At 42.0% G+C, this 26,959-nt stretch carries 25 protein-coding genes; 20 read left to right on the top strand and 5 right to left on the bottom strand.

From position 1 onward, the window contains the following. Position 1 precedes the first annotated feature (1 nt). The 4 genes from GKS34_RS03905 to lepB all read left to right on the top strand — a co-directional run bounded on the left by GKS34_RS03905 (position 2) and on the right by lepB (position 3,341). Positions 2-916, top strand: a complete 915-nt coding sequence (locus GKS34_RS03905; RefSeq protein ID WP_163383475.1) for a ParB/RepB/Spo0J family partition protein — start codon at positions 2-4, stop codon at positions 914-916. An 81-nt stretch (positions 917-997) separates the two neighbouring features. Beyond that, positions 998-1,528, top strand: a complete 531-nt coding sequence (locus GKS34_RS03900) for a DUF5683 domain-containing protein (protein WP_163383474.1) — start codon at positions 998-1,000, stop codon at positions 1,526-1,528. A 1-nt stretch (position 1,529) separates the two neighbouring features. After that, positions 1,530-2,252, top strand: a complete 723-nt coding sequence (dapB, locus tag GKS34_RS03895) for a 4-hydroxy-tetrahydrodipicolinate reductase (RefSeq protein ID WP_163383473.1) — start codon at positions 1,530-1,532, stop codon at positions 2,250-2,252. Between the two features lie 12 nt (positions 2,253-2,264). Then, positions 2,265-3,341: a signal peptidase I gene (lepB, locus tag GKS34_RS03890; protein WP_163383472.1), complete on the top strand. Its 1,077-nt coding sequence runs from the start codon at positions 2,265-2,267 to the stop codon at positions 3,339-3,341. Between the two features lie 51 nt (positions 3,342-3,392). Here lepB and ung read toward each other — a convergent pair whose 3' ends face one another. Further along, positions 3,393-4,055 (bottom strand): uracil-DNA glycosylase, encoded by a 663-nt coding sequence (gene ung, locus GKS34_RS03885; RefSeq protein ID WP_163383471.1) that lies wholly within the window; start codon positions 4,053-4,055, stop codon positions 3,393-3,395. A gap of 72 nt (positions 4,056-4,127) precedes the next feature. On the opposite strand from ung, the gene apaG reads away from it, so the two are divergent. The 9 genes from apaG to priA all read left to right on the top strand — a co-directional run bounded on the left by apaG (position 4,128) and on the right by priA (position 13,403). Further along, on the top strand, positions 4,128-4,514 hold the full coding sequence (gene apaG, locus GKS34_RS03880) for a Co2+/Mg2+ efflux facilitator ApaG/CorD (protein ID WP_163383470.1): 387 nt from the start codon (positions 4,128-4,130) through the stop codon (positions 4,512-4,514). 9 nt (positions 4,515-4,523) lie between these two features. Beyond that, positions 4,524-5,297, top strand: a complete 774-nt coding sequence (locus tag GKS34_RS03875; RefSeq protein WP_163383469.1) for an O-methyltransferase — start codon at positions 4,524-4,526, stop codon at positions 5,295-5,297. 238 nt (positions 5,298-5,535) lie between these two features. Next, positions 5,536-6,459: a DUF8428 domain-containing protein gene (locus GKS34_RS03870; RefSeq protein WP_163383468.1), complete on the top strand. Its 924-nt coding sequence runs from the start codon at positions 5,536-5,538 to the stop codon at positions 6,457-6,459. Between the two features lie 79 nt (positions 6,460-6,538). Then, positions 6,539-6,910, top strand: a complete 372-nt coding sequence (gene rpsF / locus GKS34_RS03865; RefSeq protein WP_163383467.1) for a 30S ribosomal protein S6 — start codon at positions 6,539-6,541, stop codon at positions 6,908-6,910. Next, positions 6,907-7,158, top strand: a complete 252-nt coding sequence (rpsR, locus tag GKS34_RS03860; RefSeq protein WP_092169188.1) for a 30S ribosomal protein S18 — start codon at positions 6,907-6,909, stop codon at positions 7,156-7,158. Before rpsF ends, rpsR begins: the two co-directional genes overlap by 4 nt. A 39-nt stretch (positions 7,159-7,197) precedes the next feature. Beyond that, positions 7,198-7,641, top strand: a complete 444-nt coding sequence (rplI, locus tag GKS34_RS03855) for a 50S ribosomal protein L9 (protein WP_163383466.1) — start codon at positions 7,198-7,200, stop codon at positions 7,639-7,641. A gap of 193 nt (positions 7,642-7,834) precedes the next feature. Beyond that, on the top strand, positions 7,835-8,863 hold the full coding sequence (locus GKS34_RS03850) for a GSCFA domain-containing protein (RefSeq protein ID WP_163383465.1): 1,029 nt from the start codon (positions 7,835-7,837) through the stop codon (positions 8,861-8,863). Then, on the top strand, positions 8,850-10,868 hold the full coding sequence (locus GKS34_RS03845; protein ID WP_163383464.1) for a thioredoxin domain-containing protein: 2,019 nt from the start codon (positions 8,850-8,852) through the stop codon (positions 10,866-10,868). Before GKS34_RS03850 ends, GKS34_RS03845 begins: the two co-directional genes overlap by 14 nt. A gap of 18 nt (positions 10,869-10,886) precedes the next feature. Beyond that, positions 10,887-13,403, top strand: a complete 2,517-nt coding sequence (gene priA / locus GKS34_RS03840; RefSeq protein WP_435380172.1) for a replication restart helicase PriA — start codon at positions 10,887-10,889, stop codon at positions 13,401-13,403. A gap of 29 nt (positions 13,404-13,432) precedes the next feature. Here the strand turns inward: priA and GKS34_RS03835 are convergent, their stop codons facing one another. Beyond that, positions 13,433-13,894, bottom strand: a complete 462-nt coding sequence (locus GKS34_RS03835) for a YybH family protein (RefSeq protein WP_163383463.1) — start codon at positions 13,892-13,894, stop codon at positions 13,433-13,435. 279 nt (positions 13,895-14,173) lie between these two features. On the opposite strand from GKS34_RS03835, the gene GKS34_RS03830 reads away from it, so the two are divergent. Genes GKS34_RS03830 through GKS34_RS03800 form a run of 7 tightly spaced genes read left to right on the top strand, consistent with a single transcriptional unit; the run spans position 14,174 to position 22,566 of the window. After that, positions 14,174-15,187 carry a lipase family protein gene (locus GKS34_RS03830; protein WP_163383462.1) on the top strand — a complete coding sequence of 338 codons (1,014 nt, stop codon included), beginning with the start codon at positions 14,174-14,176 and terminating at the stop codon, positions 15,185-15,187. Positions 15,188-15,196: 9 nt separating this feature from the next. Beyond that, a complete protein-coding gene (locus GKS34_RS03825; protein ID WP_163383461.1) occupies positions 15,197-16,081 on the top strand; it encodes an acetoacetate decarboxylase family protein in 885 nt (294 codons plus the stop codon). Between the two features lie 21 nt (positions 16,082-16,102). After that, complete coding sequence (locus GKS34_RS03820; RefSeq protein WP_163383460.1) at positions 16,103-16,606, top strand: hypothetical protein; 504 nt, start codon at positions 16,103-16,105, stop codon at positions 16,604-16,606. Then, the gene (locus GKS34_RS03815; RefSeq protein ID WP_163383459.1) at positions 16,599-17,018 is read left to right on the top strand and encodes a patatin; all 420 of its coding nucleotides are present in this window, start codon (positions 16,599-16,601) and stop codon (positions 17,016-17,018) included. Before GKS34_RS03820 ends, GKS34_RS03815 begins: the two co-directional genes overlap by 8 nt. Before the next feature lie 47 nt (positions 17,019-17,065). Continuing rightward, complete coding sequence (locus GKS34_RS03810; RefSeq protein ID WP_163383458.1) at positions 17,066-18,511, top strand: patatin-like phospholipase family protein; 1,446 nt, start codon at positions 17,066-17,068, stop codon at positions 18,509-18,511. Then, on the top strand, positions 18,501-20,237 hold the full coding sequence (locus GKS34_RS03805; RefSeq protein WP_163383457.1) for a metallophosphoesterase: 1,737 nt from the start codon (positions 18,501-18,503) through the stop codon (positions 20,235-20,237). Before GKS34_RS03810 ends, GKS34_RS03805 begins: the two co-directional genes overlap by 11 nt. Then, the gene (locus tag GKS34_RS03800) at positions 20,221-22,566 is read left to right on the top strand and encodes a GMC family oxidoreductase N-terminal domain-containing protein (protein WP_163383456.1); all 2,346 of its coding nucleotides are present in this window, start codon (positions 20,221-20,223) and stop codon (positions 22,564-22,566) included. Before GKS34_RS03805 ends, GKS34_RS03800 begins: the two co-directional genes overlap by 17 nt. A gap of 16 nt (positions 22,567-22,582) precedes the next feature. Here GKS34_RS03800 and GKS34_RS03795 read toward each other — a convergent pair whose 3' ends face one another. Genes GKS34_RS03795 through GKS34_RS03785 form a run of 3 tightly spaced genes read right to left on the bottom strand, consistent with a single transcriptional unit; the run spans position 22,583 to position 26,933 of the window. Continuing rightward, on the bottom strand, positions 22,583-24,697 hold the full coding sequence (locus GKS34_RS03795) for a DUF4230 domain-containing protein (protein WP_163383455.1): 2,115 nt from the start codon (positions 24,695-24,697) through the stop codon (positions 22,583-22,585). Beyond that, the gene (locus tag GKS34_RS03790; RefSeq protein ID WP_163383454.1) at positions 24,694-25,317 is read right to left on the bottom strand and encodes a DUF4230 domain-containing protein; all 624 of its coding nucleotides are present in this window, start codon (positions 25,315-25,317) and stop codon (positions 24,694-24,696) included. Before GKS34_RS03790 ends, GKS34_RS03795 begins: the two co-directional genes overlap by 4 nt. Then, positions 25,305-26,933, bottom strand: a complete 1,629-nt coding sequence (locus GKS34_RS03785) for an N-acetylmuramidase family protein (RefSeq protein ID WP_240459184.1) — start codon at positions 26,931-26,933, stop codon at positions 25,305-25,307. Before GKS34_RS03785 ends, GKS34_RS03790 begins: the two co-directional genes overlap by 13 nt. Positions 26,934-26,959 lie beyond the last annotated feature (26 nt).

The raw sequence follows: 26,959 nt of genomic DNA, 5'->3' as shown, positions 1-26,959 counted from the left end.
AATGGCAGTTAGTAAAACAAATAAGAAAAGAGGAGCTTTGGGGAAAGGATTGGGCGCTTTGTTGCAGGATTCTCCCCAAAAAGGGAAGACTGAAGGAGAAGTAAGCCACCCAATTGCAGGTATTTTTGAAATAGGGCTGGAAGAAATTCAGGTAAACCCTTTTCAGCCAAGGACCCATTTTGATAAAACCTCGCTTGAAGAATTAGCGGAATCCATTAAGGTCCAAGGGATTATTCAGCCTATTACCGTCAGAAAATTAGCCGATAAAGAATACCAGCTTATATCTGGTGAGAGAAGGTATCAGGCTTCCAAGATTGCCGGGCTGGATAAAATCCCTGCCTACGTTCGACTTGCCAACGATCAGCAAATGCTGGAAATGGCGCTGATTGAAAACATTCAGCGAGAAAACCTGAATGCACTTGAAATCGCCCATTCGTATCAGCGGTTATTATCGGAATGTGACTTGAAGCAGGAGCAATTGGGAGATCGCGTCGGTAAAAACCGAACCACTGTCAATAATTACCTGAGACTACTGAAGCTGCCTCCGGATATTCAGGCAGGCATCCGCGATCAAAAAATCAGCATGGGGCATGCCAGGGCCTTGATCAATATAGAGGATGTAGACAAGCAATTGGCTATTTTCAAACGAATGGTGACCGAAGATTTAAGCGTTAGGAAGGTAGAAGCGCTCGTGAAGGAACTCAGCGAAGGTCGGGAAAAAAAGGAAATGCCTGAGACACCTGGACTGGATCCGGTTAAGAAGTATGAAATCAACAAACTTCAACAAAAACTGGCTTCCCATTTTGGAACCAAAGTGTCCCTAAAAGCAGATAAAAAAGATAAAGGAGAAATCAAGATTCCTTTTCATTCTACAAACGATCTGAACAGAATATTAGAAATCCTTGATTTGATCTGAGTGAAATGTTTGATACGTCTGTTAAATGGCAGTTGCCTGGTTAAATTCGTTTTTGCCAGCGCTATCTTACTTTTGGCAAGTATGCAGGTATCTACTTTGGCTGAGGCGCAAATAATAAGTGAAATAGAGACTGCTGATGAGGATACCATTGTGTTGGCAGCCCCCGATAGTGTTAAAAATCCTAAAAAAGCAGTACTTCTATCCCTGTTTTTACCCGGAGCAGGCCAGGTGTATAATGAAAAAGTCTGGAAATTACCTTTACTTTACGGCGGAGTGGCCACGGCAGTTTATTTTCTGGAGTTTAACAACAGAAGGTATCAGGAGTTTTTGATCGCTTTGGAAATCGTGAGGGAAGGAGTGGAGCCAAGTCCTTTTCCTAATTTAAATGAAGACGGCATCATTAGAAATGTCAATTATTGGCGGAGAAACCGGGATGCCATGTACATGGTTTTTGGAGCAATTTATGCTCTGGGTGCGGTGGATGCATTTGTGGATGCGCACCTTTCCAGTTTTGATATCAGTGATGACCTGAGTATAAAAATAGAACCTACCCAGCAGCCTATCATGGCGTATAGTCATGTAGTGGGTATCGCATTTAAAATAAGATTCTAACATGAATATTCTGATCCTGGGATATGGCAAAATGGGTAAAATCATCACCCAAATAGCTGAACAAAGAGGCCATCACATCGTGGCAAAAATAAATATTGAAAATGTTTCGGATTTAGATTCCCTGGATACGGACAAAATAGACGTGGCCATAGAATTCAGCCAACCGGAATCCGCCGTTGGAAACATTACCTGGTGCATGGAGCATCAAGTTCCGGTGGTCGTGGGAACTACGGGATGGATGGATCAAAAAGGGGAAGTCGAAAGTAGCTGTAAACGCAATAATGGGTCCCTATTTTATGCTTCCAATTTCAGCATTGGAGTTAACTTGTTTTTTAAAGTGAATGCCTTTTTAGCCACTTTAATGAGCGGCCAGGAAGGCTATCAGGCATCTATCGAAGAGATTCACCATACTGAAAAGAAGGATGCTCCCAGTGGGACGGCCATTACCCTGGCTGAAAGCTTACTTGAAAACAACCAACATTACCGGGAGTGGAAATTGAAAGCGGCCGATTCGATTCCAAACGAGGTGCTTCCCATTATTTCCAAAAGGATTGATCCTGCTCCGGGAACGCACACCGTGACGTACGCTTCGGATATCGACACCATTTCGATTCGACACAAAGCACATAGTAGAAAAGGATTTGCGCTGGGTGCCGTGCTGGTAGCCGAATGGCTTCCTGGCAAAAAAGGTGTCTTATCAATGAATGATTTTTTAAAGTTTTAACATTAGTAAAAAATGAGTCAAGAAAGAAAGAAAAAATCAGCCGCAAGGGAATGGGTTGATGCCTTATTATTTGCAGTCATTGCAGCCAGCCTGATCCGTTGGTTACTTCTGGAGCCTTTTACAATCCCCACAGCCTCAATGGAAAAATCCCTTTTGGTGGGAGACTTTCTCTTTGTTAGTAAAATGCATTACGGTACCCGGGTGCCCAAAACCATTCTTCAGGTACCCCTTACCCACCAGAAAATTTGGGGAACCGAAATACCTTCCTATTCCGAAGCCATCCAGTTACCTTATTATCGTTTGCCGGGATTTACCTCCATTAAGCGAAACGATGTAGTGGTGTTTAATTATCCGGAAGAATTCCACTATCCAGTTGACCTAAAGACGAATTACATCAAACGAGGGGTTGGAATTCCAGGAGACGTAATTGAAATCAGAGAAGCAAAATTGTTCGTAAACGGAGAAGCGGCTGCCATGCCTGAAGAAATGCAATTTTCTTACGATCTTACTACAAATCGCCCCTTAAATGCTGATTTCTTTGATCGGTATGGCATCAATCCGGATAGCTATTATCCCTTTTCGGATAATTCGGGTTATTTTATTTTTGCAACCGAAGAAATGGTACGTGAATTGGAAAAATCGCCTGCAATTGCTTCGGTAAGAAAACGGGTTAGCAAACCCGGACAAGGGGACCCGAATATTTTTCCGGACGGTGCTTATTATGGATGGAACAAGGATAATTTTGGCCCACTTGAAGTGCCGGCAAAAGGAAAGACGATCCAACTTACCGAAGACAACGTGCGAAGGTATGGGTATACCATCGAAAAATTTGAAGGCAATGAAGACCTGCGCATGGAAGGGAATGACCTATTTATTAAAGGAGAGAAGCAAGAAAACTATACCTTTAAACAAAATTATTATTTTATGATGGGAGATAACCGGCACGATTCCCTGGACTCCCGGTTTTGGGGTTTTGTACCGGAAGACCACGTGGTAGGGAAAGCCTGGTTTTTATGGCTTTCGTTGGAAAAACACAAGTCTATGTTCAACAAAATCAGATGGAATCGCTTTTTCAAATCCATCGACTAAATTGGAAAAAATCTAAAAAATAGCATCGGTTTCTCGCCGGTGCTATTTTTTTTACCATTTTATAGATGTCAAACCTGATTTTTCCAGGTAAGCATTTGCCTGACTGAAATGCTTGCACCCCAGAAACCCCCTGTGCGCAGATAGGGGGCTTGGATGAGGAGCATGGAGTTTTAAATGCCGGTCATCTGAAATAATTTGTGCTTTTTTTTGTGCATAGGCCCCCCAAAGTAGAAAGACAATATTTTCTTTCCTATTAGCCAGGGTTTCCACTACTTTATCGGTAAACATTTCCCAACCTTTATTTTGATGGCTCCCGGCCTTGTGGGCTTCTACAGTCAGGGTCGCATTGAGCAATAAGACCCCTTGTTTTGCCCATTTTTCCAAGTTGCCATGCGAAGGAAAGGGCAGACCCAGATCACTTTTTAGCTCTTTAAATATGTTCAACAGGGAAGGAGGAAAAGGGATTCCCTCCTGCACGGAAAAAGAAAGACCGTGGGCCTGTCCAGGCCCATGATACGGGTCTTGTCCCAAAATAACTACTTTGGTTTGATCCACCGGGCAAAACTCGAAGGCATTAAAAATGTGAGACCCTTTCGGATAGATGGTTTTGGTTTGGTATTCCTGTTTAATAAAATTGGCGAGGGATTCGAAGTAAGGCTTCGAAAACTCATCCTGCAACAATTCTTTCCAACTATTTTCTATTTTGACGTCCATTAATAAAATTTCTATTGGTATATTTGTTAAGACAATTCAAATTTCGAATAAGTTTTTGTAATACAAAACAGAATGGTAACTGCGATTACAGAAGGAATAAAAGTAAGCGTGGAAGCGACTTATCAGAAGGAGTTTTCTAATCCCGGTCAGCATCATCATGTCTTTACCTATAAAGTGACCATCGAAAATCACAGCGCATTTACCATTCAATTATTAAAAAGGAAATGGGAAATTTTTGATGCCGCTGCTTCTTTAAAAATAGTAGAAGGGGATGGTGTAGTAGGGCAGCAGCCGGTCTTGGAACCGGGGTCGTGCCATGCTTATATGTCCGGATGTAACCTGAAATCCGGAATGGGCAAAATGAGGGGGAAATACACCATGGAGAAATTACTGGATGGTAAATTAGTGACCGTGGTCATTCCTGAATTTCAATTAATAGCCACCATTTTCGACAATTGATCCAACAAGATGTTTTTCCAGGCATGGGAATACTTCATTTATTTTTTAGAAAAGGAGGACGAACATAGCTTGCATTCTCCGTTTTATTTTAACACCTATCTGGAATTAAAAAGCTACCTAAAGAAAAATAAACGCGGGATAGAAAGTCTGGAGAAGCAGCGAAAATTCTTTTTAAGGCAAAATACCAAAATAATTAGTGATGACTTAGGGGCGGGATCCCGCTGGGATTCCAGCTCTGGAAGAAAAGTCTCAACGATAATGAAACGCGTCGGCACCCCACTCAAATTTTCCCTGGTTTACCAGTTCCTTTGTAAGCAAACCCCGGCTAATACCGTCCTGGATTTAGGGACTTCGCTTGGAATCAATACTGCTTATTTGAGCAATGGTGCCAAGGGAATACTTTATTCCTTTGAGGGAGACCCTGCACAAATGAAGTTAGCCAAAAAACACCTGGATAGCCATTACAATGTTCGTTTGGTTTCCGGAAACCTGGATGATTCACTGGGTGAAATTGTGCGGCAAGTGGATAGCATCGATTTTGTGCTAATGGATGCGAATCATCGGTATGCTCCAACCATCGCCTATTTTGAAGCCATTTCTCCTAAATTACACGATTCCAGCATCGTAGTCATTGCGGATATTCACTGGTCTAAGGAAATGAAATATGCCTGGAACCAATTAAAAAAATCACCTCGCGTGACTGGTAGCATGGATTTCTTTGAATGTGGGGTATTATTTTTCCGTCCGAATCCTGAAAAGACTCATTTGGTCATGGCTATTTAAAACGGATTTTTTCTCACCTTGAATTTTGAGGTTTGATCTCAAGTAATATATTTGTTGATAGGCTTTTAAGATTGCGTTTTTGCCATACCTAGATTGTTGATTGGTCTGATAATTGATGTAAGGGTTAATTACCTTAAAAAGGATTGTTTTGCGAAATGCAATCCTGATCAGGCACAGGGGTAAGTTAATGAAAACCAGGTGTTGAAAAAGCTAATAACAATTGAATTTTCCATAAGCTATGACAAAGGAAGAGCAGCCTGAAGAGAATCCATCCGGAACGGAAAAGGGTAAAAATATTCTGATCATTGTTTTGATCATATTGGTCATTTTAAGTGGTTGGCGATTGTTTACCGATCATCAGGAGAAATCGCAAAAGAATGAGGAGATCTTAATCTTAACGGAAGAAAACAGTGATTTAAATATCAGGCTGGATTCCATGACCTTCCAATTAGATTTACGGATTCGAGAAATTGAAGAACTGGGTGGAAATGTAGATTCGCTAATTAGGATTAAGGATCAATTAATACAAGAAAGAAGAGTAGAAACCAACAGGTCGGCGGCAGAAATTGCAGCTTTAAATAAGCGGATCGATGCTTACTCAGGATTGCTCAAAGAGAAAGATAACGATATAATCAGACTTAGAGCGCAAAATCAGGAACTATTTTCAGAAAATGAGGAATTAAAATCCAGCAAGGCAGAAGTAGAAGAGGAGGTGGTCAAACTTAATATAAAGACCGATGAATTGGAAGAAAAAGTGACGATTGCGTCCAGGTTAAAGGCAGAAAACATTATCGTAGCTGCGGTGAATTCCAGAGGCAGGGAAAGAATAGACGAATTTCGTAATCGGCAACTTTCAAAATTAAAAGTTTCATTTTCGATTGCCGAGAACAAAGTGGCTCCCGAGGGACTTCGGGATGTATTCATTCAAGTGTTAACGCCAAACGATCAGGTCATTTTTGATATTGCCAAGGGCTCCGGGACTTTTGAGTTAGAAGGAAAGGAAGTTTTTTACACGTCAAAGCAAGATTTTATTTTTAACAACAGCCAACAGCAGCTCACCTATTATTACGAAAAGGGCAGCGATTACCCCAAGGGCTTGTACACCGTAAAGGTTTTTTCAGAGGGTGCGGAAATTGGAAGTAGCACGTTCGAGGTAAAATAAACAAAGTAATTTTTGTTTTTTGCAGGTTAAGCCTTAATTTTGCAAACTGTTTTACAACAACAAATAAAAATTTAAAAGAATGTTCCAAAAAAATTATGAAACGGTATTCATACTTACTCCCGTTTTGTCTGAAGTTCAGATGAAGGATACCGTAGACAAGTACGTAGGCTTGTTAAAAGAATTGGGAGCAGATGTAATCAATGTAGAGAATTGGGGGCTAAAAAAATTAGCTTATCCCATTCAGAAAAAAACCACGGGTTTTTACGTGCTGGTTGAGTACAAGGCAGATCCTACCGCGATCAAGAAGTTTGAACTGAATTTCAGAAGAGATGAAACTGCTTTAAGGTTTCTGACTACTGTTATGGACAAACATGGTATTAAGTATGCGGAAAGAAGGAGAAAGGGTGAATTCAACAAAAAAACTGAAGCTAAGGAGGAGCCAGCGAAATGACATTAAAAAACGAACCCATCAATAGAGAACAGACCAGGAAAAAATATTGTAGATTCAAGAAGCTTGGTATCAAGTACATTGACTACAAAGATCCTAACTTCTTGTTAAAATTCGTGAACGAGCAAGGTAAGATTCTTCCCAGAAGACTTACAGGTAACTCTGCAAAATACCAGCGAAAGGTGGCTCAGGCCATTAAAAAAGCCAGGCATTTGGCGTTGTTGCCTTACGTAGCAGACGGATTGAAATAATTCTTCTGTATCCTTCACCTACTAAAATTATTACACGAAATGGAAGTTATCTTAAAAACGGATATAAAAGGACTTGGGTATAAAAATGATCTGGTGGATGTTAAACCAGGTTATGGACGTAATTACCTGATCCCACAAGGTTTTGCGGTTTTGGCTACTTCTTCCAATAAGAAAATATTGGAAGAAAACATCAAGCAAGCAGCGCACAAAGCCGAAAAAATTAAAACGGAAGCTGAGGCCGTTGCCAGCAAACTGGAAGGTATTACTTTGGAGATCAAAGCAAAGATTGGAGACTCGGGTAAAATATTTGGAAAGGTTACCACCCTTCAACTATCGGATGCTCTTGCAGACAAAGGCATTGAAATTGACAGGAAAAAAATATCCATCAATCAGCCGGTGTCGACGTCTGGAGAATATGAAGCAGAAGTAGATCTTCACCGTGAAGTAAAAACCAATGTTAAATTTGTTGTAATTGCGGAATAATTCCCCATTACATCCTTGAATACTGAAAAAGCCAGTTCATACTGGCTTTTTTTTTGCACTCAATTTTCCCCATTGGGAAGAAGTTTCCTCAATACGCCCCAGGTATTCTTTTTTTGGTTTCTTCGAGAAGTATTCCAGTCTCGCTTTACTTCTTCCTACGCATTGGTTAATTTGCTTTTATTATAAGAAAAGCATGAAAAATTTCAGAACGGAATTTCGAATCAACCCTTGCCAGCTAAAGGTATCGCATCCTAATAATGTGCTGACCATTGGATCTTGTTTTTCAGAAACAATAGGAAATCGGTTAGAACAGTTCAAATTTCAAGCGTCGGTCAATCCCTTTGGAGTGGTTTACAATCCCATTTCCATCTTTGATAACCTTTTGATGACCCTTAGCGATCAGGCATTTGACCCCGATTTATGCATCCAACATCATGCAAAATTCGTTCATTTTCATTGCCATTCCCGTTTAAACGCCTTTTCTAAAGAAGAGTTGATGAGCTTGCTATCCCAAAAACAAAGAGAAACTTTCAGGCACCTTCAAACCGCCAGCCACCTCTTTATTACTTTTGGTTCCGCATTTGCCTATCGCCATAGGAAGTCCGGGCGTTTAGTGGCCAATTGTCATAAAATTCCCCAAAGGGAATTTAAAAAGGAACTACTTGAACTTGAGCAAATGAGTGGTAGTTTTGAGATATTTAATAAGTCCCTGAAACGGGTAAATCCGTACATTCAAATTGTTCTTACGTTGAGTCCTGTTCGGCATATAAAAGACGGGATTCCAGAAAATCAACTTAGTAAAAGTATGCTCCGGGTTTTATGTGATCAATTAACCCATAGCCATTCTAATATAGGCTATTTTCCTGCATACGAACTCATGATGGATGACTTGCGAGATTACCGATTCTACAAAGACGATCTTATTCACCCAAATGCCATGGCTGAAGATTATATTTGGGAAAAATTCCAGGATTCCTTTTTCGATGTCGATACCCGAAAATTGACGAAGGAAATCGATCAGGTGCACAAAAGTCTTAGCCATAGGCCCTTCGAACCGCTATCTCCTCAACACGGAAAGTTTCTGAAAGCCTTGTTGGATAAAGTTGATAGTTTGCCTGGAAGCCTTGACTTTGCTGCTGAAAAAAATGCCATAATGGATCAACTCCGTCAAATTGAGGCCTATTATAATGCATCATCTACCCTAGAAAATGAAAACCAATAGACTAAGTCAAAGTAAAAGCTTGTACCTAAAGCAGCACGCTACCAATCCTGTAGACTGGTTCCCCTGGGGAGAAGAAGCTTTGGAAAAAGCCCAAAACGAAGATAAACCCATTCTTGTAAGTATAGGATATGCGGCATGCCATTGGTGCCATGTCATGGAAAAAGAGTGCTTTGAAGATATGGAAGTAGCGGAGCTAATGAATTCCCATTTTGTGGCTATCAAAATTGATAGGGAGGAGCGTCCAGATCTGGATAACCTGTACATGGACGCTATTCAGGCAATGGGTATACAAGGAGGCTGGCCACTAAACGTTTTTTTGATGCCGGATCAGCAACCTTTTTATGGGGGGACCTATTTTCCAAAACCTCAGTGGATGAAAGTGCTTTCCGGAATAGCAAACGCGTATTCGGATCAGCACGAAGAGTTGGCAAAAAGTGCCAGGGGATTTGGTAAGAGTTTACGGCTATCACTGGTAGAAAAGTACGGATTAAAGGCGCGAAAATCTTCTTTTCAGGTTCAGGATATACGGCTATTAGGTGAAAAATTAATCGATGGGTTTGATCCGGTTTGGGGTGGAATGAAACGAGTACCAAAATTCCCCATGCCCTCCATTTGGGCATTTTTACTTGATTTAGCTATTCTTGACCGACAGCATGACTTGGGTGAAAAGGTCTGTTTTACCCTGAAAAAAATTGGAATGGGAGGGATATATGACCAGGTTGGAGGTGGATTTTGCCGGTATAGTGTGGATGGGGAATGGTTTGCGCCTCATTTTGAAAAAATGCTTTACGACAATGGCCAGCTACTCGCCCTGTATGCCAAGGCCTTCCAGTACACCGATGATGCATTTTTTAAGGAGAAAGTCGAGGAAACCATACAGTGGCTGCTGCGGGAAATGAAAAGCCCGGAAAACGGCTTCTATGCTGCTTTGGATGCGGACAGCGAGGGAAAGGAAGGAAAGTATTATATCTGGAAAGCGGCTGAACTCCAACAGCTTCTCGGGGATGATTACGGCTGGTTTGCAAAGTTATATGCCATTAAATCGGAGGGAAACTGGGAATCCGGCGAAAACATATTATTCCAAAAGGAGCATTACGAAAAGATTGCCGACTCATTGAAAATGTCAAAATCGGATTTTATTGAAAAGCTCTATAAGGCAAAGCAGATCGTATCTAACCAGAGAAACGAGCGGGTAAGACCAGGTTTAGATGATAAAGTTATTAGCGGATGGAACGGATGGGTAATTCAAGGATTATGCCAGGCATACCATGCCTTTCATCAGGAATCTTATCGGGACCAGGCCCTTTCTACTGGTAATTTTCTCTGGACTGAAATGGTTAAAGGAAATGAATTATTTCGGAATTATAAAGAAGGAGAAGTTTACACCTCGGGTTTTTTGGAAGATTATGCAGCAGTAATTCAGGCTTTCATATCGTTATATACGCTTTCTTTCGATACCAAATGGCTGGAGCGAGCGGATCTGTTGATGACAAGGGTGATGGATCGGTTTCTAGACAAATCCGATAGCTTATTCTTTTTTAATGATCCAAAAAACGAAAAATTAATTGCCGATAAAAAAGAGATTTTTGACAATGTAATACCTGCGTCCAATTCCATAATGGCCAGAAATTTACACCGTTTGGGGATCTATTTGTATAAAGACGAATACCTCGATCTGGCAGAAAATATGGTGCAACTGGTTCAGGAATTGCTTTTGAAGGAGCCCTCTTTTTTAGCAAACTGGGCTAACTTATACTTAGAAAAAACCTTGCCAACGGCTGAAATTGCCATTTTAGGTCCAGATGCAGAAAGCAGGGGCCTGGATTTTCAAAAGCACTATTATCCCAACACGGTACTAGCAGCTGGTACAGGAAAGGAGCTTCTACCGTTGTTGAAAGACAAACCGGCAGGTAATAACCAGTATTTTGTATGTTTTAATAAAACCTGTAATCAACCAGTTGGTAGTTTGGAAGAAGCCGTGCTTCAGTTACCCCATTTGTCCTGATTAGAAAACGAATTTATATTGGAGGATCTTTTTGAGCATACCTACCCGGCAGCCACATCCAAGCCCATGTACGCCGACGTCATTTTACCTGTACCCATTCCAAAATGGTTTACGTATCGGGTAGAAGCTGAATTTCAGGAGCAAATCGGTATTGGTTATCGGGTGATGGTCCCATTCGGTAATAGAAAAATCCTTACCGGCATCGTGGCGAAGGTTCACCCGAAAGCACCGGAAATCTATCAGGCAAAAGCGATTCTGGATGTTTTGGATGATTTCCCAGTGGTCAACGCCTTGCAAATCAAGTTTTGGAATTGGATGGCTGGCTATTATTGCTGCCATATAGGAGAGGTGATGAACGCAGCCCTTCCCAGCGGACTAAAATTATCTACCGAAAGCAGGGTTCACCTGCATCCAAATTTTGATCCGGAAGCCCCAGGTTTTCCCATGGACGGTCGGGAACTACTGGTTCTAGAAACACTTGCCAAACATGATGAAATGAGGGTGGAGCAGTTTGAGCAAATTCTACCTGGAAAAACAATTCATAAGATCATCAAAAGCCTGCTTTCAAAGGGAGCAGTGCTTCTCTATGAATCTGTCAAAGAAAAATACAGTCCTAAAACGGAGCACCGTATTCGGCTGGCAAAAAAATTTCTTACCGAAGAAAATCAGCTACAGGATCTTTTTTTAGAACTCAAGGGGAAACAAAAGCAGGAGCAGGTATTGCTCCAATACCTTCAGCTCATTCCGGTTTTTCAAAAGCCGGAGTTGAATGATGCCGGTCTTCTTAAAAATGTGTTGACGGATGCAGGCTGCTCGCAGAGTTCCATCGATACCTTGATAAAAAAAGAGGTATTGGAATCCTTTCGGGTAACGATCAGCAGGTTTGAAGAACAAACTGTTGGAAATGATTCGATCACACTTTCCCCACTTCAGCAGGAGGCTGTGCAGGAAATTCACGGGCAATTTGAAGACAAAAATACGCTATTACTTCACGGGATTACCGGGTCTGGCAAAACGGAAATCTACATTGAGTTGATCAAGGAAGTGTTGGACAGCGGATCGCAGGTATTATTATTGCTACCGGAAATTGCCCTGACCACCCATCTGGTATTTCGGTTGCAAAAGGTATTTGGAAACAAAATGGGCGTTTACCATTCAAAATACTCGGATAATGAGCGGGTAGAGGTTTGGCAGGGAGTGCTTAAGGGTCGGTTTAATTTTGTTATTGGCGTCCGGTCCTCCTTATTTTTACCTTTTGACAGTTTAGGTTTGGTCATCATAGATGAAGAGCACGAACCTTCCTATAAGCAATTTGATCCGGCGCCCCGGTTTCAGGCCAGAGATGCAGCCATCATGCTTGCCTGGATGCATCAGGCCAAAACCATTTTAGGTTCGGCTACTCCCGCTTTCGAATCTTTCTTTAACGCGCAAAACGGGAAATACGGGTATGTGAAATTAGACAAAAGGTACGGAAATGCAGAACTCCCTCACTTCCATTTGGCAGATATACTCAAGGATAAAAAGAAAAACCTGCTGAAACTTGATTTTACCCGAATTCTAAGAGAAAAAATACAAGATGCCTTGAACAGGCAGGAACAAGTGTTAATTTTTCAGAATAGGAGAGGCTATGCGCCTTATATCTCTTGTGAGGATTGTGGGTGGATTCCACAATGTGAGCATTGCGATGTAAGTCTCACCTACCATCAGTATCAGGAAGAATTGAGATGCCATTATTGTGGGTTTAAAGAAAAGCCTCCCAAGGCTTGCCCGGCTTGTGGAAGTCATAAATTGACCACGGTAGGAGTAGGAACGGAACGAATTGAAGAAAACCTGTCCCTGCTATTTCCTGAGGCACGAATTGCGAGAATGGATCTGGATACCACCAGAAGCAAATATGGCTACCAACGTATTTTGGAGGACTTCGGTGCTGGAAATGTGGATATTCTGGTTGGAACCCAAATGATCACCAAAGGCCTGGACTTCGACAGGGTTTCCCTGGTGGGGGTCGTTGATGCGGACCGTATCCTTTATTTCCCGGATTTCAGATCGGGGGAACGGGCTTTTCAACAAATTACCCAGGTGGCTGGACGGGCAGGAAGAAGGGAAAAAACAGGTGATGTGGTTATTCAGACCAGGAGGCCTGATCAACTGATTTTCAGTCAGATAATGAGCGGAAATTATACCGATTTCTACCAACAGGAGATCCGTGAGCGCAAGCAGTTTTATTATCCTCCGTTTATAAAAAATATTAAGGTAACGACTAAACACAAAGATTATAAAACGGCGGAGAATGCTTCCCTTCACCTAAAAAACCTGGTTACGACTATTGAAGCCAAAAAAATTGTACTGGGCCCGGAAAAATCCCTGATTGGAAAAATAAAAAACCTGTACCTCTTTGAAATTTGGATCAAACTAGAAAAGTCGGTTTCGGTGCAGGAATACTTCAAAAAAGAATTGATGGAAAAAATTATGGAGTTGCAGGCGGAGAAAAAATTCCGTTCGGTTCGTTTTTTGGTAGATGTGGATCCTTTTTAAGAGCATAAATTCAATTACATAATAATTGGTTATTCATTGGCATTCCAGATGTCATGGGTTGTTTTCCAGCTTCCGTCGGGCTGTCTTTCCAGGATATTCAGGTATTTGGAGGTGGAATAGGTCGTGTCTCCGGTTGTTTTGGAGACGAGGGTAACCTTTGCAAAGCCCCTGCCGAAAGCCAAATCTCCATCTACCCGAACCGCTTCATATCCGCTTTCCAAGCCTGTTCTATAGGCATCAAAAATTCCCTGATAATAAGCTTCTACAGCTTCCAGTCCTATTTCTTTGGGACTATTTGGTGCCATGAGAACTGCGTTTGTGGTGAAATGAACCGCAATAGCAGCCGCATCGCCTGCATTAAATGCATCAGCCCTCGCGTGACTCATGGCTGTTATTTCCATGATATCCTGTTCCTCCGAATGATTTAATTCTGGTTTACAGCTCATCATGCTAATCAACAGGATAGTAATAAGGATTACTGGTAATTTCATATGTTTATCTTTTGCTTTTCAAAGGCCACATAGCCTGTCCCGATATTAAATCGGTAGAATCTCGCATGGTTGATAATCATCCCAGTGTGTGACGGGTACGTCATGCTCGATTTCATGGTTTAAATAAGAATAGTTTGAATCAAAGGTAGAATTTTTTTTTTAACCATCAGAAGTAAGCAATTAAATGGATATGCCTTATTTTTATTGGAAAATATCGCGAAAATAAGCATGAAAAATCGATTTAATTTTGTTAAATTAATCCATTGAAAAATAATTTATATGACGGCTTATTTTGAGACAATAGAATTTAAAGCCTTGGATGGGTTTATTTGCGATTTAAAGCATTTTAAATCAAATAAAGCTACAAAAGGACCGGTCATGCTGGTGCACGGTGCGGGCGTAAGTAGTAATATTTTTAATCCTCCCTCTAAAAATAATATCATTTACCAATTAGCTGCAGAGGGATACGACGTTTGGTTAGAAAATTGGCGAGGGAGTATTCACCTGGAGCCTAACGAGTGGAACCTGGATCAGGTAGCCCGAAATGATCATCCAGCGGCGGTAAAAAAAGTGAGTGAACTCACAGGATCAAAAGAGATAAAAGCCATTATACACTGCCAGGGCAGTACCAGTTTTATGATGTCTGCGGTAATGGGGCTGATTCCGGAAGTAAAATTGATTATCAGCAATGCGGTATCGCTTCATCCCATCGTGCCTGCTTTTTCGAAATTTAAGTTAAACCTTTTGGTTCCTATTGTCAGTAGGTTCTTCAATTATTTCGATCCGCAATGGGGCCTTACGGCTCCCGATTTTAAATCTAAATTAATTTTGGCCTTTGTGAAAGCCACTCATTGGGAAAATGACTCTACGGTAGGTAAAATGGTTAGCTTCACCTACGGTTCCGGTTTTCCAGCCCTCTGGGAATTGGAAAATCTGGACGAAAAAACCAAGGAATGGATTCAGTATGAATTTGCCCATGTTCCTCTTTCCTTTTTCAGACACATGCAAAAATGTGTGCGGCACGGGGCGTTGACACCGGATAATGATGAAGCAGTTGATTACGTATCAGATCCTCCTAAAACGGCTGCAAGAATGGTTTTATTTGGAGGAAAAAAGAACAAATGTTTTTTGTCAGAAAGCCAGGAAAAAACATTTCGGTTTCTCGAAAGTACGAAGCCCGGATTCCATAAGTTGTATCTTTTGGAAGGCTACAGTCATTTGGATGTATTTTTCGGGAAAAATGCACACATCGATGTGTTTCCAAAAATGATAAACGAGTTAGAACTTGGTTAATATCCACGTATGCCCCCCAAGAGAATCAAACGATACACCGGAAGGTATGCCCTTGTAGATGGGATACCGTACCAAATGCCGGTAAGCTCTTCCCGATCTCCGGCATTAATGGCTGGTTTTTCCTGCGATTGGGAAAAAGCCAACGAGTTGTTACCGGGTAATGAAATACACGCCCTGAAACTGCCGAATGGTAGAGCAGCACTGTTAATTACAGTCATCAATTACCTGAACACCAGCATTGGAAAGTACATTGAATACAGCATCGCTATCGCTTGTACGCATGGATCCCAACCAGCTCCCCGCTTTTTGAATTCCCTTTTGCTGGGGCATTACGGAACCGGCCAGTATATTCTGGATTTACCGGTGAGCAGCGAAATTTCCGTAAAGGGGGGCAAGGGCATCTGGGGCATGCCAAAACACCAGGCCAACCTGGATTTTTTAGAAACCCCAGAACATGTGAGCAGCCAATATGAAAAGGATGGGCAGTTTGCTTTTAGAATTGAAATTGATAAGCCCCAATCGCCATCCATAAAAATGAAATTGGGGGCAACGAATTATTGCCGGTTTCGCAACATGCTCATGGCTTCCTACATTTATTTTGAATCCAAAGCGGGGATCAACCTATTCGGAAAAGCAAAGGGTAAGCTATTCATTGGCGATCATCCCCGGGTGGCCTCCTTGCGGCATATTGACCTAAATCCTGATCCCTTTTTCACCACCTTTATGCCTGAAACCAATGGCATTCTGGATGACCATTTCCAATGCTGGTTTATGACCTATGAAGATCCTCCGGAAAGCATGCCGGAAGGATTGGAATCAGTCTATCCACTTGGTTTCAGTGAGGAATGGTTGCCAGCGCCATCCATTAGCAATTATGAAAAGTTCCGAATTTGAATTTAGCTATTTTATAAAACCATGAATCCTGTAAAAAAAACACTCCTCGACCTGAATAATGCCTATATTTTCTTCTGTGCATCCATGTATTTGGGGATGTTTTGGTCCTTGCATTTCTTTTGGTTTCCCAATTATCCCAAAACATTAAACCTGGAAAATTACTACGATGCCATCATCCCGCAGACGGATTTGGCAACGAAATTTTTTTTCATCACTATTCCCATTATGGCTGCTGCTTTGGTGATCATGCTGATCACCGAATGGAACACAGGCCTACGTTGGGTTCCCATCGCCTGGATACCCGGACTTTTGGCTCCTGTAATTGTTCAGCAAGCCTATATCGAGGACATCAACAATCAATTTAAGGCCGGAGTAAGCGACGAAGCCACCCTCCAGGTTCTGCTTCAGGAATGGATGTGGCTAAACGACATCCGCTGGATCATATTGACCCTCATGTGGGGTATTACCATGTATTTCTTTATCGCAAAAGCAAAACCAAAACATCAACTGAAAAGTCATGAATAAAGATAAAATTTTCGGCATTTCAAGCCGATACATTGAGCTTTTGGTGGTTTTAATAGGCTTTATCACCCTTTTTTCCGGATTGATTCAGTTGGTGAAACCTACCTTTATTCTGGGGTTTGTTGGCAAAACCGGAAGCAGTCCGGATGCCGCCCATTTCTTTGCCATCGTCGGGATGTTTATGGCCCTTTTTGGTGGGATGGTGTTGCATGCTGTTTACAGTTCTGTTAGTAATAAACAAATAATTTTCTGGTCCGCGCTTCAAAAATTTGGAGCTTTTATCGCAGTGGCAATTGGCGTTTTTAAAGGATTATTCTCTGCGCTGGCATTAGGAGTAGCCATTTTTGATTTGTTTTCAGGAATTGTTTTTTTACTCTACCTAAAGTTACTCGGTTCAAAAAACGACGAATTATAATTTCTTGTCTTACTAAACTATATCAAACAGGCCCCTAAGATAGAACAATGCTAATAAAGGAAAGCCATAACGAAACGGATGCAAAAAAGTCACTGATTTTGGCTGGCGGCGGCATTAGGGTTGCTTATCAAGTGGGTGTATTAAAGGCTTTAGAAGAAGAAGCCATGGAATTTAATCACGTGGACGGTACTTCTGGAGGTATTTTTAATGCGGCCATGCTCGCATCAGGTCAGCAGGTGGCTGACCTAAGAAATAACTGGATCCAGTTAGATCTGACCCATTTTATTTCTGCGGTTCCATTAAAGGATTATTTGACTCCCTGGAAACTGAAAGGGATGGGAGATACGGATGCCATTCGAACCAAGGTACTTCCCCATTTTAAGGTTCGAATTGATCAGATAAGAAAAAAGGAACTTCCAATCACGTTCTCTTTATGCAATTTTTCGAAAAAAACGGTACAAGCCATTCCTTCGAAGGACCTTCATGAAAATCATTTGCTGGCCGGAATTTCCTTACCTATTGTGATGCCTGCATTAAAAGTAGCTGACGAATGGTTTATAGATGCTGTTTGGATCAAAGATGCACACCTGATGGAAGCAGTCAGAAGGGGGGCGGAAGAAATTTGGGTGGTTTGGGGAATTGGAAACCATCCCGACTATTTTGCAGGTGCACTGAATCAATACGTACATTCCATCGAAATGAGCGCTAATGGAGCCTTATGGGAAGAATTTGAACAAATAAAATGGGTAAATAAAGATATCAAACGAGGCGAATCCCCATTCGGACAACAGCAGGCGATTAAAGTTCACCTTATACGCCCGCCACTTCCGCTTCCTCTGGACCCGGATTTATTTTTTAAGAAAATCACTTCCAGGGACCTGATAAATATGGGATACCAGGATGCGAAAAAATACCTGTCGGATATCCCTGAAAATGGAGCCTTGTTGAATGAAACCCTGACCAGCACACCGGGTATTGGGGATCACCTGGGTTTTCGGCTTCAATTTTCTGCCGAATTGACATGGAAAGAAAATATCAGCCACGTATCGCTGTATGTATTTTTACGCTACGCTGATTTGGAGGAAAAAGGGCAAATGGATGTTTTTACCAGCCTTTTTTTGGGGCATTTAAATCAAGAATACAGCGGGTTCCAGGGTCGGTTTCAGCGAAAAAAGAACGAATCCGGACTTTCTGTTTATGAAATAGAAACGAGTATAATTATCGAAAACAGGGTATATCTATTAGTCGCCCGCTTCAATGGCAATAGTCCCTGGCATTGGATGTTGGGTATGGATTTCAAGGAGCTGGAGCTGGTTTTGTATCCCAAACTGGACGCTGATCCGGAAATCGTCATGGAAGGTACCCTCTTTCAGTCCTTTGCATCGAGAATAAAGGGATTTTGGTGGGCATTGGCAAAGAAGCGCAACGGGAGTAACGGAGGAATAGGATTTAAATTAAAAATGATAAAAAAAATGTTGTACAATGAAGTTTGAAAGAAAACCGATGGTCAATTGGTACGATCCCAAACAATTGGCATTCACAGGGGTCAAAGCTGTACTTTCATCCGTCTTCGGGAATTTTGCTGACAGGAGAGAACTGCAGGCAGCTCTGGATCAGGAGATTTACCCCTACGATTATTCGCAGAAACAGGAATTCTGGCTGGATTTTATATCGGATTTGGGAGATGGGTTTAATCCTACCTATACTTTAGCGGAGTTATTGGCCAGAGAATCGCTTACCCTGAGAGGCAAATCCTTGAAAAGAGGGGAGGTGCTGGTAATGGGAGGAGATGAGGTGTACCCAACTCCTGAACCTATCGAATATACCAACCGACTTCGGGGGCCCTACCAGGCAGCCTTTCCAAAAAATGAGGAAGATCAGAACAGGCCGGATGTCTTTGCCGTTCCGGGAAACCACGACTGGTACGATGGATTGACTAATTTTCTTCGATTATTTACACAAAAACGCTCCCTCGGCAACTGGAAGACAAAACAAAGCAGGAGCTATTTTGCGCTCAAATTGCCCCATGATTATTGGTTGATCGCGGTAGATGTGCAACTGAATGCGGATATTGATTACCCGCAAATCTGTTATTTCAGGGAGATTGCAGGAAAACAATTTACCAGCCAAAGTAAAATTATTTTGTGTACATCGGAACCCTCTTGGGTTTACAAATCCTTTGATGAAAAAAACGAGTCTTTTGATCGTTTGCAGTTTTTCATCGACAAAGTGCTTTTTGGAAAAGGGGAGAAGGAATACGAAGAAAAAAACAAATCCCTGCAAATAATAGCGATCCTTACAGGTGACCTGCACCATTATGCGCGATATGAAACGGTACAAGGGAAAGAAAACCCTTGTCAATTAATTACCGCAGGGGGAGGAGGGGCCTTTATGCACCCTACGCATACCTTGAAACCGGAAATAGAAAGCTTGAAGGGACAGCCCTCGGAATTGAAAAAAGTGTTTCCCTCACATAAGGCCTCTGTTAAACTTAGTTTTCTCAACTTGATTTTCCCCTATTTCAGCCTCACCATGCTTTTTTTCTTTGGCATTTACCATACGTTTACTTCCTGGATACTTCAATCGAATGTCGATGGGCCTGATTCAATAATGGAGAAATTGGCAAACTTAAACGTATTAGATGGGGAATTACAGGAATTTTTTCACGTCATTATTTCCGGGATCAGTCACCATCCAGCAGCGTTGTTTTTAAATTTCCTGCTGTTTGTTGGGATCCTTCTTTTCACAGATAACAAATCAGGAAGAAAAAACCTGAATTACATTGCGGGGGCCATACACGGGGCACTGCACCTGGTGAATTTTTATTTTCTCTTCTGGCTATTTTCCTTCACCAACCTGGGTTCTTTGGGTATGGCAGTGGATAATCCCGATCAGGTTTTCCTATTCATGGCAGAAATGATCCTTGTAGGGGGCATAATTAGTGGAATTTTATTTGGTATTTACCTGACGTTTAGTGTCCTGGTATTAAAAAACCATATTACTGAAGCGTCCTCTTCTTATCGCTGGGAGGGCTACAAAAATTTCTTGCGCCTCTGCATTACGAAGGAAGGAGTAACTATTTTTCCAATTGGCGTAAAAAATGTGGTGCGCGACTGGAAAAATACGGGTACCGAAGAAAATCCCCGATTCGAAGGAGGGCCAGTATCTTATGAATTGATTGAAGATCCAATAGTTATAAAAAATGAAAAGATTAGCTAAACCATTAACCGCTATCAAACCCACTTATGACTACGTGGTCATCGGCTCAGGATATGGGGGCAGCATAGCCGCATCCCGAATGGCAAGAAGTGGCCAATCGGTTTGCTTGTTTGAAAAGGGCAAAGAGTTTTTACCGGGGGAATTTCCTGATACACTGAGGAAGGCATCGGGCGAAATGAATTTTATCGGAGGTAAATCAGTCAATCTGGAAAAAAACGGGTTGTATGAATTTACCATGGGTAATGGCATCAATGTCTTCAAAGGCTGTGGTCTGGGAGGCACCTCCCTGGTCAACGCCAATGTTTCCATTGAACCTGAATCAAGAGTAATGGAGGACAAATCCTGGCCCCTTGCTATTCGGGAGGATATGGAGTCATTTAAGCGGGGAGTTTCCCGGGCCTGGGAAATGTTAAAGCCAAATCCCTATCCCGAAAAGGAAAACGGCTATCCATTGCTGAAAAAGACAGAGGCGATGAGAAAATCGGCGGCGCACATGGCGGCCCCATTTCGCCTCCTCGATATCAATGTAAATTTTAAAGATCAAATCAACCATGTCGGCGTACACCAACCCAAATGTACGAATTGCGGGGATTGTGTAACCGGCTGTAATATTGGAGCAAAGAACACCACTGCCATGAATTACCTCCCCGATGCCTGCTCTCACGGTGCGGAAATTTTTACGGAAATAAATGTTCGGTACATTAAAAGGGTTAACGGGTACTGGCAGGTGTATTACCATCCCATAGGCATCGGTAGGGACTTATTTGATGCTCCACTGTTATTTGTACAGGCCAAAAGCGTAATCCTTGGTGCTGGTTCTTTAGGATCCACCGAAATTCTGTTGCGGTCTGCTAAACTAGGATTGAAGGTATCCAAAAAATTAGGTCATAGGTTTACGGGTAATGGAGATGTTTTGGGCTTTGGATATAACAACGATGTACGGATCAATGGCATCGGACTTGGAAAAAAGGGAACGAACGAAATTGCCAATGTTGGTCCCTGCATTACCAGCGTCATTGACCTGCGGGAGCGGGCGAAGCTGGAAGATGGGATGACTCTTGAAGAAGGAACCATTCCCGGTCCCATCCGAAGTCTCATTCCAAAAGCCCTTTTTGCTTTTTCCCGTTTGGTAGGTAGGGATTCTGATAGGGGATTTGTAGATTATTTTAAAGAAAAATGGCGCGAAATCCGTAGCCTAATTTTGGGACCCTTTCATGGTGCGATGGCAAGAAGTCAGGTGTATCTGGTAATGACACATGATGATGGCAACGGAGCTTTAAAGATGAATGAAGAAGGCAAACTGACCATCAACTGGGAGGGGGTAGGAAAGCAAGAGATTTTTAAAAAGGTAAATGGTGAAATGTACCAGGCCACAGAGGCGCTTGGGGGTACAAAGATACCCAATCCTACCTGGAACCAATTGATGAACTACGATCTGGTAACCGTACATCCTTTAGGAGGCTGTGGCATGGCAGATAGCGCTGAATTAGGAGTAGTGGATCATAAGGGACAGGTATTTGAAGGGGACACGGGGAATGCACTACATGAGGGATTGTACGTCATGGATGGAGCGGTCATACCCAGACCGGTAGGAACCAACCCCTTGTTGACCATTAGTGCCCTGGCAGAACGCGCCTGTGAGCTAATCGCCGAAGAAAAAAAATACTCGCTGTCCTATGGATTTGAGGAAATAAACCGAGAATCCCCCAGCGAAAGCCCTTCAGGTACGGGTGTTCAGTTTACGGAAACGATGAAAGGCTTTATCGGTTGGGGTGAATCGGCTGATTTTGATTCAGGTTTTAAAAAAGGCCAGGCCGAGAATACTTCATTTGAATTTACACTCACAATTCAAACAGAGGATATTGATGATTTTGTGACTAACGAGAACCACCCCGGAAGAATGTTGGGATCCATGAGTATCCCTTCACTATTCGAAGAAGCTTTGACCGCCTATCAAGGGGAGTTTAACCTGTTTATTCAGGAAGATGCTGGCAGCAAGCGAAAAAAGATGAGGTACACAGCCATGCTGTTAAGTCCAGATGGAAGCCACTATTTTTTCGAAGGGTTTAAAGACATTGAAAATGACTATGTGGTGGATGCCTGGAAAGATACCACCACGCTTTTCATTGCTCTATACGAGGGTACAGGCCCTGAGGGAAAACTTCTGGGCAAAGGCAAGCTGGTAATTAAGGTGGCCGATTTGTTACGGCAATTAAGAACAGTTAAGGCCATTCATCCCAAATCAAGGGAAGAAGGGATCAAGGCCATTGCCAGTTTTGGAAAATTCTTTGCTGGAAATGTCTTTGAAACGTATTCGAGGATAAAATAGACGGAACCGGCGTCATTCAGGGCGATGGAAATTCATCCGTAATCCCGGATTTACTTTCCCATTTCTCTGCAAACCAGCTTTTGGCTCGGGTGAGGAAATCACGATTATGGTACGAATGGTGCTGTGTGTATAATTGTTCGAGAAAGGTTTTCAAAAGATCAACCTGGTAGTCAGAAAGGCGGTGCTTCTGGTTAGGATTGGCCATGTCTTGCTGAAAATCCTGTGAGCTCCTAAAAAAAATCCAATCATCAATAACGACATTTTGAAGGGAATTCAGCGAATCTGGTAGTATTATTTCCGGATAACTAATTTCTTCTAAAGACATATTAAATTGAAACAACGTATCGGGTTGATTTTGATCAACTATCCAAAAAGAAGTTGTATTTGATGGTAAAGTGCGAACGGTATCGTTATTATTTAAGGTGGTGATACTAGATTCACTGATAATCCAGGATTCCCAGGTGTCTGGCATATATTTAATTGGGAATATTAGCTGTAGCAAACTATCCCGCTTGCTATTTTGAGGCCAAAATTCTTCATAAACTACCTCATCTTCACGATAGGAAATATTTTTGATTTTAGCACGTTCTTTTTCCTTGCTCTTCCATGCTTCGATGGAAAGGGTATCCAAAAGGAATTCCCCGATGGGTATATCCTTTTGGTAAAGAGCCAATGCTCCGGCACTAAACTGAGAGGGGAGGAGTAGCGAATCCTGAAGCGCCCAGATTGAGGAAGTTTCCGAATCTTTATGAAAGGAATCCTGCGCTTGTTTTTTCAGGGCAATCCATTCCGATTGATCAATGATGGAGTCCCTGCTGATCCGGTACCAAAAGGTGGAATAATAGTGGTAAGGTAATTCCTCAGATTCAAATTCGAATTCCTGCATTTTACGAACCATCCCCAATAAGGTGTTCCATTTATTGGTGGCCAGATTTCGATTATTATACCGATCTTCACTTGCATTTCTAAGTGAATCAATGACGAGTAGCTCATTTTCAATGGTATTTTCAAAATGAGAAGCCTCCTCATAACTGATGTAGTAATCATTGATGATATCCTGGGTCAACTGAATGATCTCGTCATGGTGGAAGACGACTCGTTTGATCTCTTTTCCGGTAAGTAAGGAAAATAGCCGTCTCAGCGTTTCTCCTCCATGGATTTCGGCCTGTTCTATGATTCCAGCATTGCGGGCATTGGTTGTCAATTTTTGAACCGCATAGCTTTTTACCTTCTTACTATCATTGAAATCGACCTTTCCATTGTAGGTTAAAATATCAAAACCTGGAATACCTTTTTCAGGAATGAACCAGGGGTTTATATCGGCATTAAGTATTTGTGGAGCAAATCCAAAAAAATGAAGCTCGCTCAACTCCTCATCAAAGTGATACATGCTTTCACTCATTCCTTTAAAATCAAAACCGGCTTTTACGGTTCCCCGGCCAATCATCGCTAATTTTTTCTTAGCCTCCCTTCGTGATAAGGAAGCCAGTCTGTTTTCAAAAAAAGAGGTTACAAACGCGTCAACATTCCACCAGCTATTTAAGGGATTTTCATACCATGCCAATAGAATTTGCCGGATTTCCCGATCATTTAGTTGGTCCACGGAGGAATTTGCTTCGCCTTGGAATTGCAGGAAAAGGAAGGCCAACACTTCCTCATAAAGTTGCAATTGACTGGTTTGCTCCCATTCTCCCAAAAAATACAGTTTTTCTAAAATGTTCTTTCGCCCTACCTGATCAAGTAGTAATTTTCTCCGTTTTCGTTTATTCAGATCACCTGGTTCGATTCCTAATTCAATCCGGTTATCCGGTGAAAGGTCGTGAAAACTCCGAAGATTATCTAATTCAAGCCGTATTTCATCATACGTGAGTGCTGCCTGCTCCCGGATTTCTGGTTCTTGCAGTAAATCCATCTGAGCTTCATCAATAGAAGCGACTACTTCCCCATAATATTCAGCGGTAATCAATTCACCCATTTCCCGTACCTCCGATATAATGTTTGCCGTCGATTCGATACCCGGTTTTCCGCCGAAAATATTCATGGGATTCCACCAATAAACCAATCCTACCACCAGGATAACCAGCAGAATCTCCAGAACAAAGCGGACACTATTAAATAGCTGACGTATCATGGTTCCAATAAATTATCAGGACTGTTTACCTGCCGGATTACCAATGAATCATTTTCAAATTGAATGTAAATCTCCTCAAAGGCAAAGCTTTTCAATACGGTATGGATGAGCTTACGGGCATGGTTTTGACTGGATTCGACCAATCCCATATAGGGAAGGTGGTCCCGTATATCCATTTCAGCCATCCTGAAAAATGTTTCCTGATCCTCCAAACTTATGCTGTTCAAAAATCGGTTAGGGTTTGAAACTAGCGTGTCGGCAATAAAACTATCCGGAGGATAAGAAAAGTTGATCACTTCAATAGGAGGCAGGTTTAAGTTTATTTTTTTTCCTTCTATGCGGATGTCATCTTCCTTTATTCGGTTTAAATCGATTCCTGTTTTAATGGTTGCCCGGGAATAGGCCATAAATGATGCCTCATTTACGGGGATAAATAGTATGTTTTTGGTCTTTTTCCCGAAAACTACCTTATCTATGACAAACTCGGACACAACCAAATCGCTGGCTTGTTGTATTTTGCCAATTACCAATCCTCTTTCATCCTTTTGGCAGGAGCATAAGATCCAACAGAAACTCACTCCAATCCATCCATGGCGCAAAATGTTTTTTAAGCCATCCATGTCTGTTCCTTTTTAAATTTATCATAATGGGCTTTCATTTTTATATGGTATTTGTTGACCTTATACCCACTACCATTATAACCATAAGCAAAAGACTCCCAATCGTAATTTCCCTGGTTTTCCTCGGAAATATAATCCAGCAATGTCTTTCCCCGGACTTTCTTCGTTTTAATGAATTCCAGAAAATCTAGAAAATGAAAATATTCCGACTCGTGTTGGCGCGCCTCAAATTCTTCTACGTTTTTGTATTTTCTTCCTTTAAGGTGGTGCTCCATGTTTTCACCCAGGATCTGAAAGAGCCCCCAGGAAGTGGCGTAAACCGCAGCTTTGGGGTCAATTCTTTTGGCCTGCTCCAAGCGCTCGTATTCCCTTGCACCTCCCAGATAATGATCTCGGGTCCATTTTTCATAAATCAAGTGTTCTTTTCCTGCTTGCAGGGCTTTGGGATCCTTCCCGAATTTTTCCAGCCAATGCCAAAATTTGTGCCCTTCGAAAAGAATTTTAGCTCTACCGTCGGCTAAATGTCCCCTGCCGGCAGATTCAACCGCTATGACCGCTTTGATCACCGGTAGACTGATTCTTACCTGCTCCTTTTGTTCTAATTCCTCCAACGCCAGCCGTATGTCCATGTCGCTCAATATCTTGCTATCCGTATTATCCTTAATTTGAACAAATTCCTCTTGAATCTGTAAATTTTCAGGAGGCATGTCAAAGGAGGTGGAAAGGGAAACCCGCTGATCTTCTAGTGGGCTTGTATTTTCAGATTCAAGATTCCTGGCAACAAATGCCGAGTCATCCAAGGCAAAGGCATTTTCATCGATATCCAGGGTGCTTTGGGGTTGGGATAGTGACCATTTTCCGGATTGAGAAGAGGTTACACTTTGCTCAGTGTCACTCTGGCTTTGCTTTTCACCGGTGCCCTTTGGAGTCCAGCGGTTCTGCAGGTATTTCAAAGACTTATCTCCAAAATAAAAAGCAATCATCATTAAAAATGCGGTTTCAAAAAATTCGAACTGCTGACTAAGTAACGCAGCATCCACTCCCGAGTATTGCGTTCCGAAACTAACGATTAACAGTGCCATGCCCCCCATCAGCAACGTAAAAGCGATCATTCCCCTGACCGTTCCAGGAGGCAGTCCAAATGTTTGGCTTCGATAGGGATTGTGGTCCGGAGTAGCCATTTCTGCCATTTTCACCGGGAAGCCCTGACTATGCCTGTCTTTGGCGTCGTATATACGCTGCCAATCCTGATCTGTCAGGCCGTAATTTATATTGTAGTGGTAGACTGACCACATGAAATAAATTAAAAACAAGGCAATCCAGATGACAGAGGTGGCCAATCCTACCGCCTGAAACAGATTGTTATATTCTATATAGACAAAAAATGCGCCCAGGATTCCAAAGGTTACCAAAAGGGTGGATAAAATAACCGTGCCCTTGAAAAAAAAGGTATGGTATGGGTTGAAATTGGGATTACGGTCTTTGGTTTTTGGACTGAAATACCTTGCCAATAGCGCATACATGAAGACAAGTGCAATGACCACTACCAGTCCCGATGCAATGCCATAGTTGGTGGATTCCATTCCAGGAACAATGAAAACCAATACTGCAATCATTATTAGAAAAATCGATCCTAAATGTA

Origin of the sequence: Cyclobacterium jeungdonense, from assembly GCF_010994275.1 — a bacterium.
GTDB classification, from domain to species: Bacteria; Bacteroidota; Bacteroidia; order Cytophagales; family Cyclobacteriaceae; genus Cyclobacterium; species Cyclobacterium jeungdonense.
This window is presented reverse-complemented; position numbering and strand designations above follow the sequence as displayed.

Coding starts and splice junctions, on each gene's coding strand:
- GKS34_RS03905 (WP_163383475.1), top strand. CDS start 2: ATGGCAGTTAGTAAAACAAATAAGAAAAGAGGAGCTTTGGGGAAAGGA.
- GKS34_RS03900 (WP_163383474.1), top strand. CDS start 998: ATGCAGGTATCTACTTTGGCTGAGGCGCAAATAATAAGTGAAATAGAG.
- dapB (WP_163383473.1), top strand. CDS start 1,530: ATGAATATTCTGATCCTGGGATATGGCAAAATGGGTAAAATCATCACC.
- lepB (WP_163383472.1), top strand. CDS start 2,265: ATGAGTCAAGAAAGAAAGAAAAAATCAGCCGCAAGGGAATGGGTTGAT.
- ung (WP_163383471.1), bottom strand. CDS start 4,055: ATGGACGTCAAAATAGAAAATAGTTGGAAAGAATTGTTGCAGGATGAG.
- apaG (WP_163383470.1), top strand. CDS start 4,128: ATGGTAACTGCGATTACAGAAGGAATAAAAGTAAGCGTGGAAGCGACT.
- GKS34_RS03875 (WP_163383469.1), top strand. CDS start 4,524: ATGTTTTTCCAGGCATGGGAATACTTCATTTATTTTTTAGAAAAGGAG.
- GKS34_RS03870 (WP_163383468.1), top strand. CDS start 5,536: ATGACAAAGGAAGAGCAGCCTGAAGAGAATCCATCCGGAACGGAAAAG.
- rpsF (WP_163383467.1), top strand. CDS start 6,539: ATGTTCCAAAAAAATTATGAAACGGTATTCATACTTACTCCCGTTTTG.
- rpsR (WP_092169188.1), top strand. CDS start 6,907: ATGACATTAAAAAACGAACCCATCAATAGAGAACAGACCAGGAAAAAA.
- rplI (WP_163383466.1), top strand. CDS start 7,198: ATGGAAGTTATCTTAAAAACGGATATAAAAGGACTTGGGTATAAAAAT.
- GKS34_RS03850 (WP_163383465.1), top strand. CDS start 7,835: ATGAAAAATTTCAGAACGGAATTTCGAATCAACCCTTGCCAGCTAAAG.
- GKS34_RS03845 (WP_163383464.1), top strand. CDS start 8,850: ATGAAAACCAATAGACTAAGTCAAAGTAAAAGCTTGTACCTAAAGCAG.
- GKS34_RS03835 (WP_163383463.1), bottom strand. CDS start 13,894: ATGAAATTACCAGTAATCCTTATTACTATCCTGTTGATTAGCATGATG.
- GKS34_RS03830 (WP_163383462.1), top strand. CDS start 14,174: ATGACGGCTTATTTTGAGACAATAGAATTTAAAGCCTTGGATGGGTTT.
- GKS34_RS03825 (WP_163383461.1), top strand. CDS start 15,197: ATGCCCCCCAAGAGAATCAAACGATACACCGGAAGGTATGCCCTTGTA.
- GKS34_RS03820 (WP_163383460.1), top strand. CDS start 16,103: ATGAATCCTGTAAAAAAAACACTCCTCGACCTGAATAATGCCTATATT.
- GKS34_RS03815 (WP_163383459.1), top strand. CDS start 16,599: ATGAATAAAGATAAAATTTTCGGCATTTCAAGCCGATACATTGAGCTT.
- GKS34_RS03810 (WP_163383458.1), top strand. CDS start 17,066: ATGCTAATAAAGGAAAGCCATAACGAAACGGATGCAAAAAAGTCACTG.
- GKS34_RS03805 (WP_163383457.1), top strand. CDS start 18,501: ATGAAGTTTGAAAGAAAACCGATGGTCAATTGGTACGATCCCAAACAA.
- GKS34_RS03800 (WP_163383456.1), top strand. CDS start 20,221: ATGAAAAGATTAGCTAAACCATTAACCGCTATCAAACCCACTTATGAC.
- GKS34_RS03795 (WP_163383455.1), bottom strand. CDS start 24,697: ATGATACGTCAGCTATTTAATAGTGTCCGCTTTGTTCTGGAGATTCTG.
- GKS34_RS03790 (WP_163383454.1), bottom strand. CDS start 25,317: ATGGATGGCTTAAAAAACATTTTGCGCCATGGATGGATTGGAGTGAGT.
- GKS34_RS03785 (WP_240459184.1), bottom strand. CDS start 26,933: ATGATTGCAGTATTGGTTTTCATTGTTCCTGGAATGGAATCCACCAAC.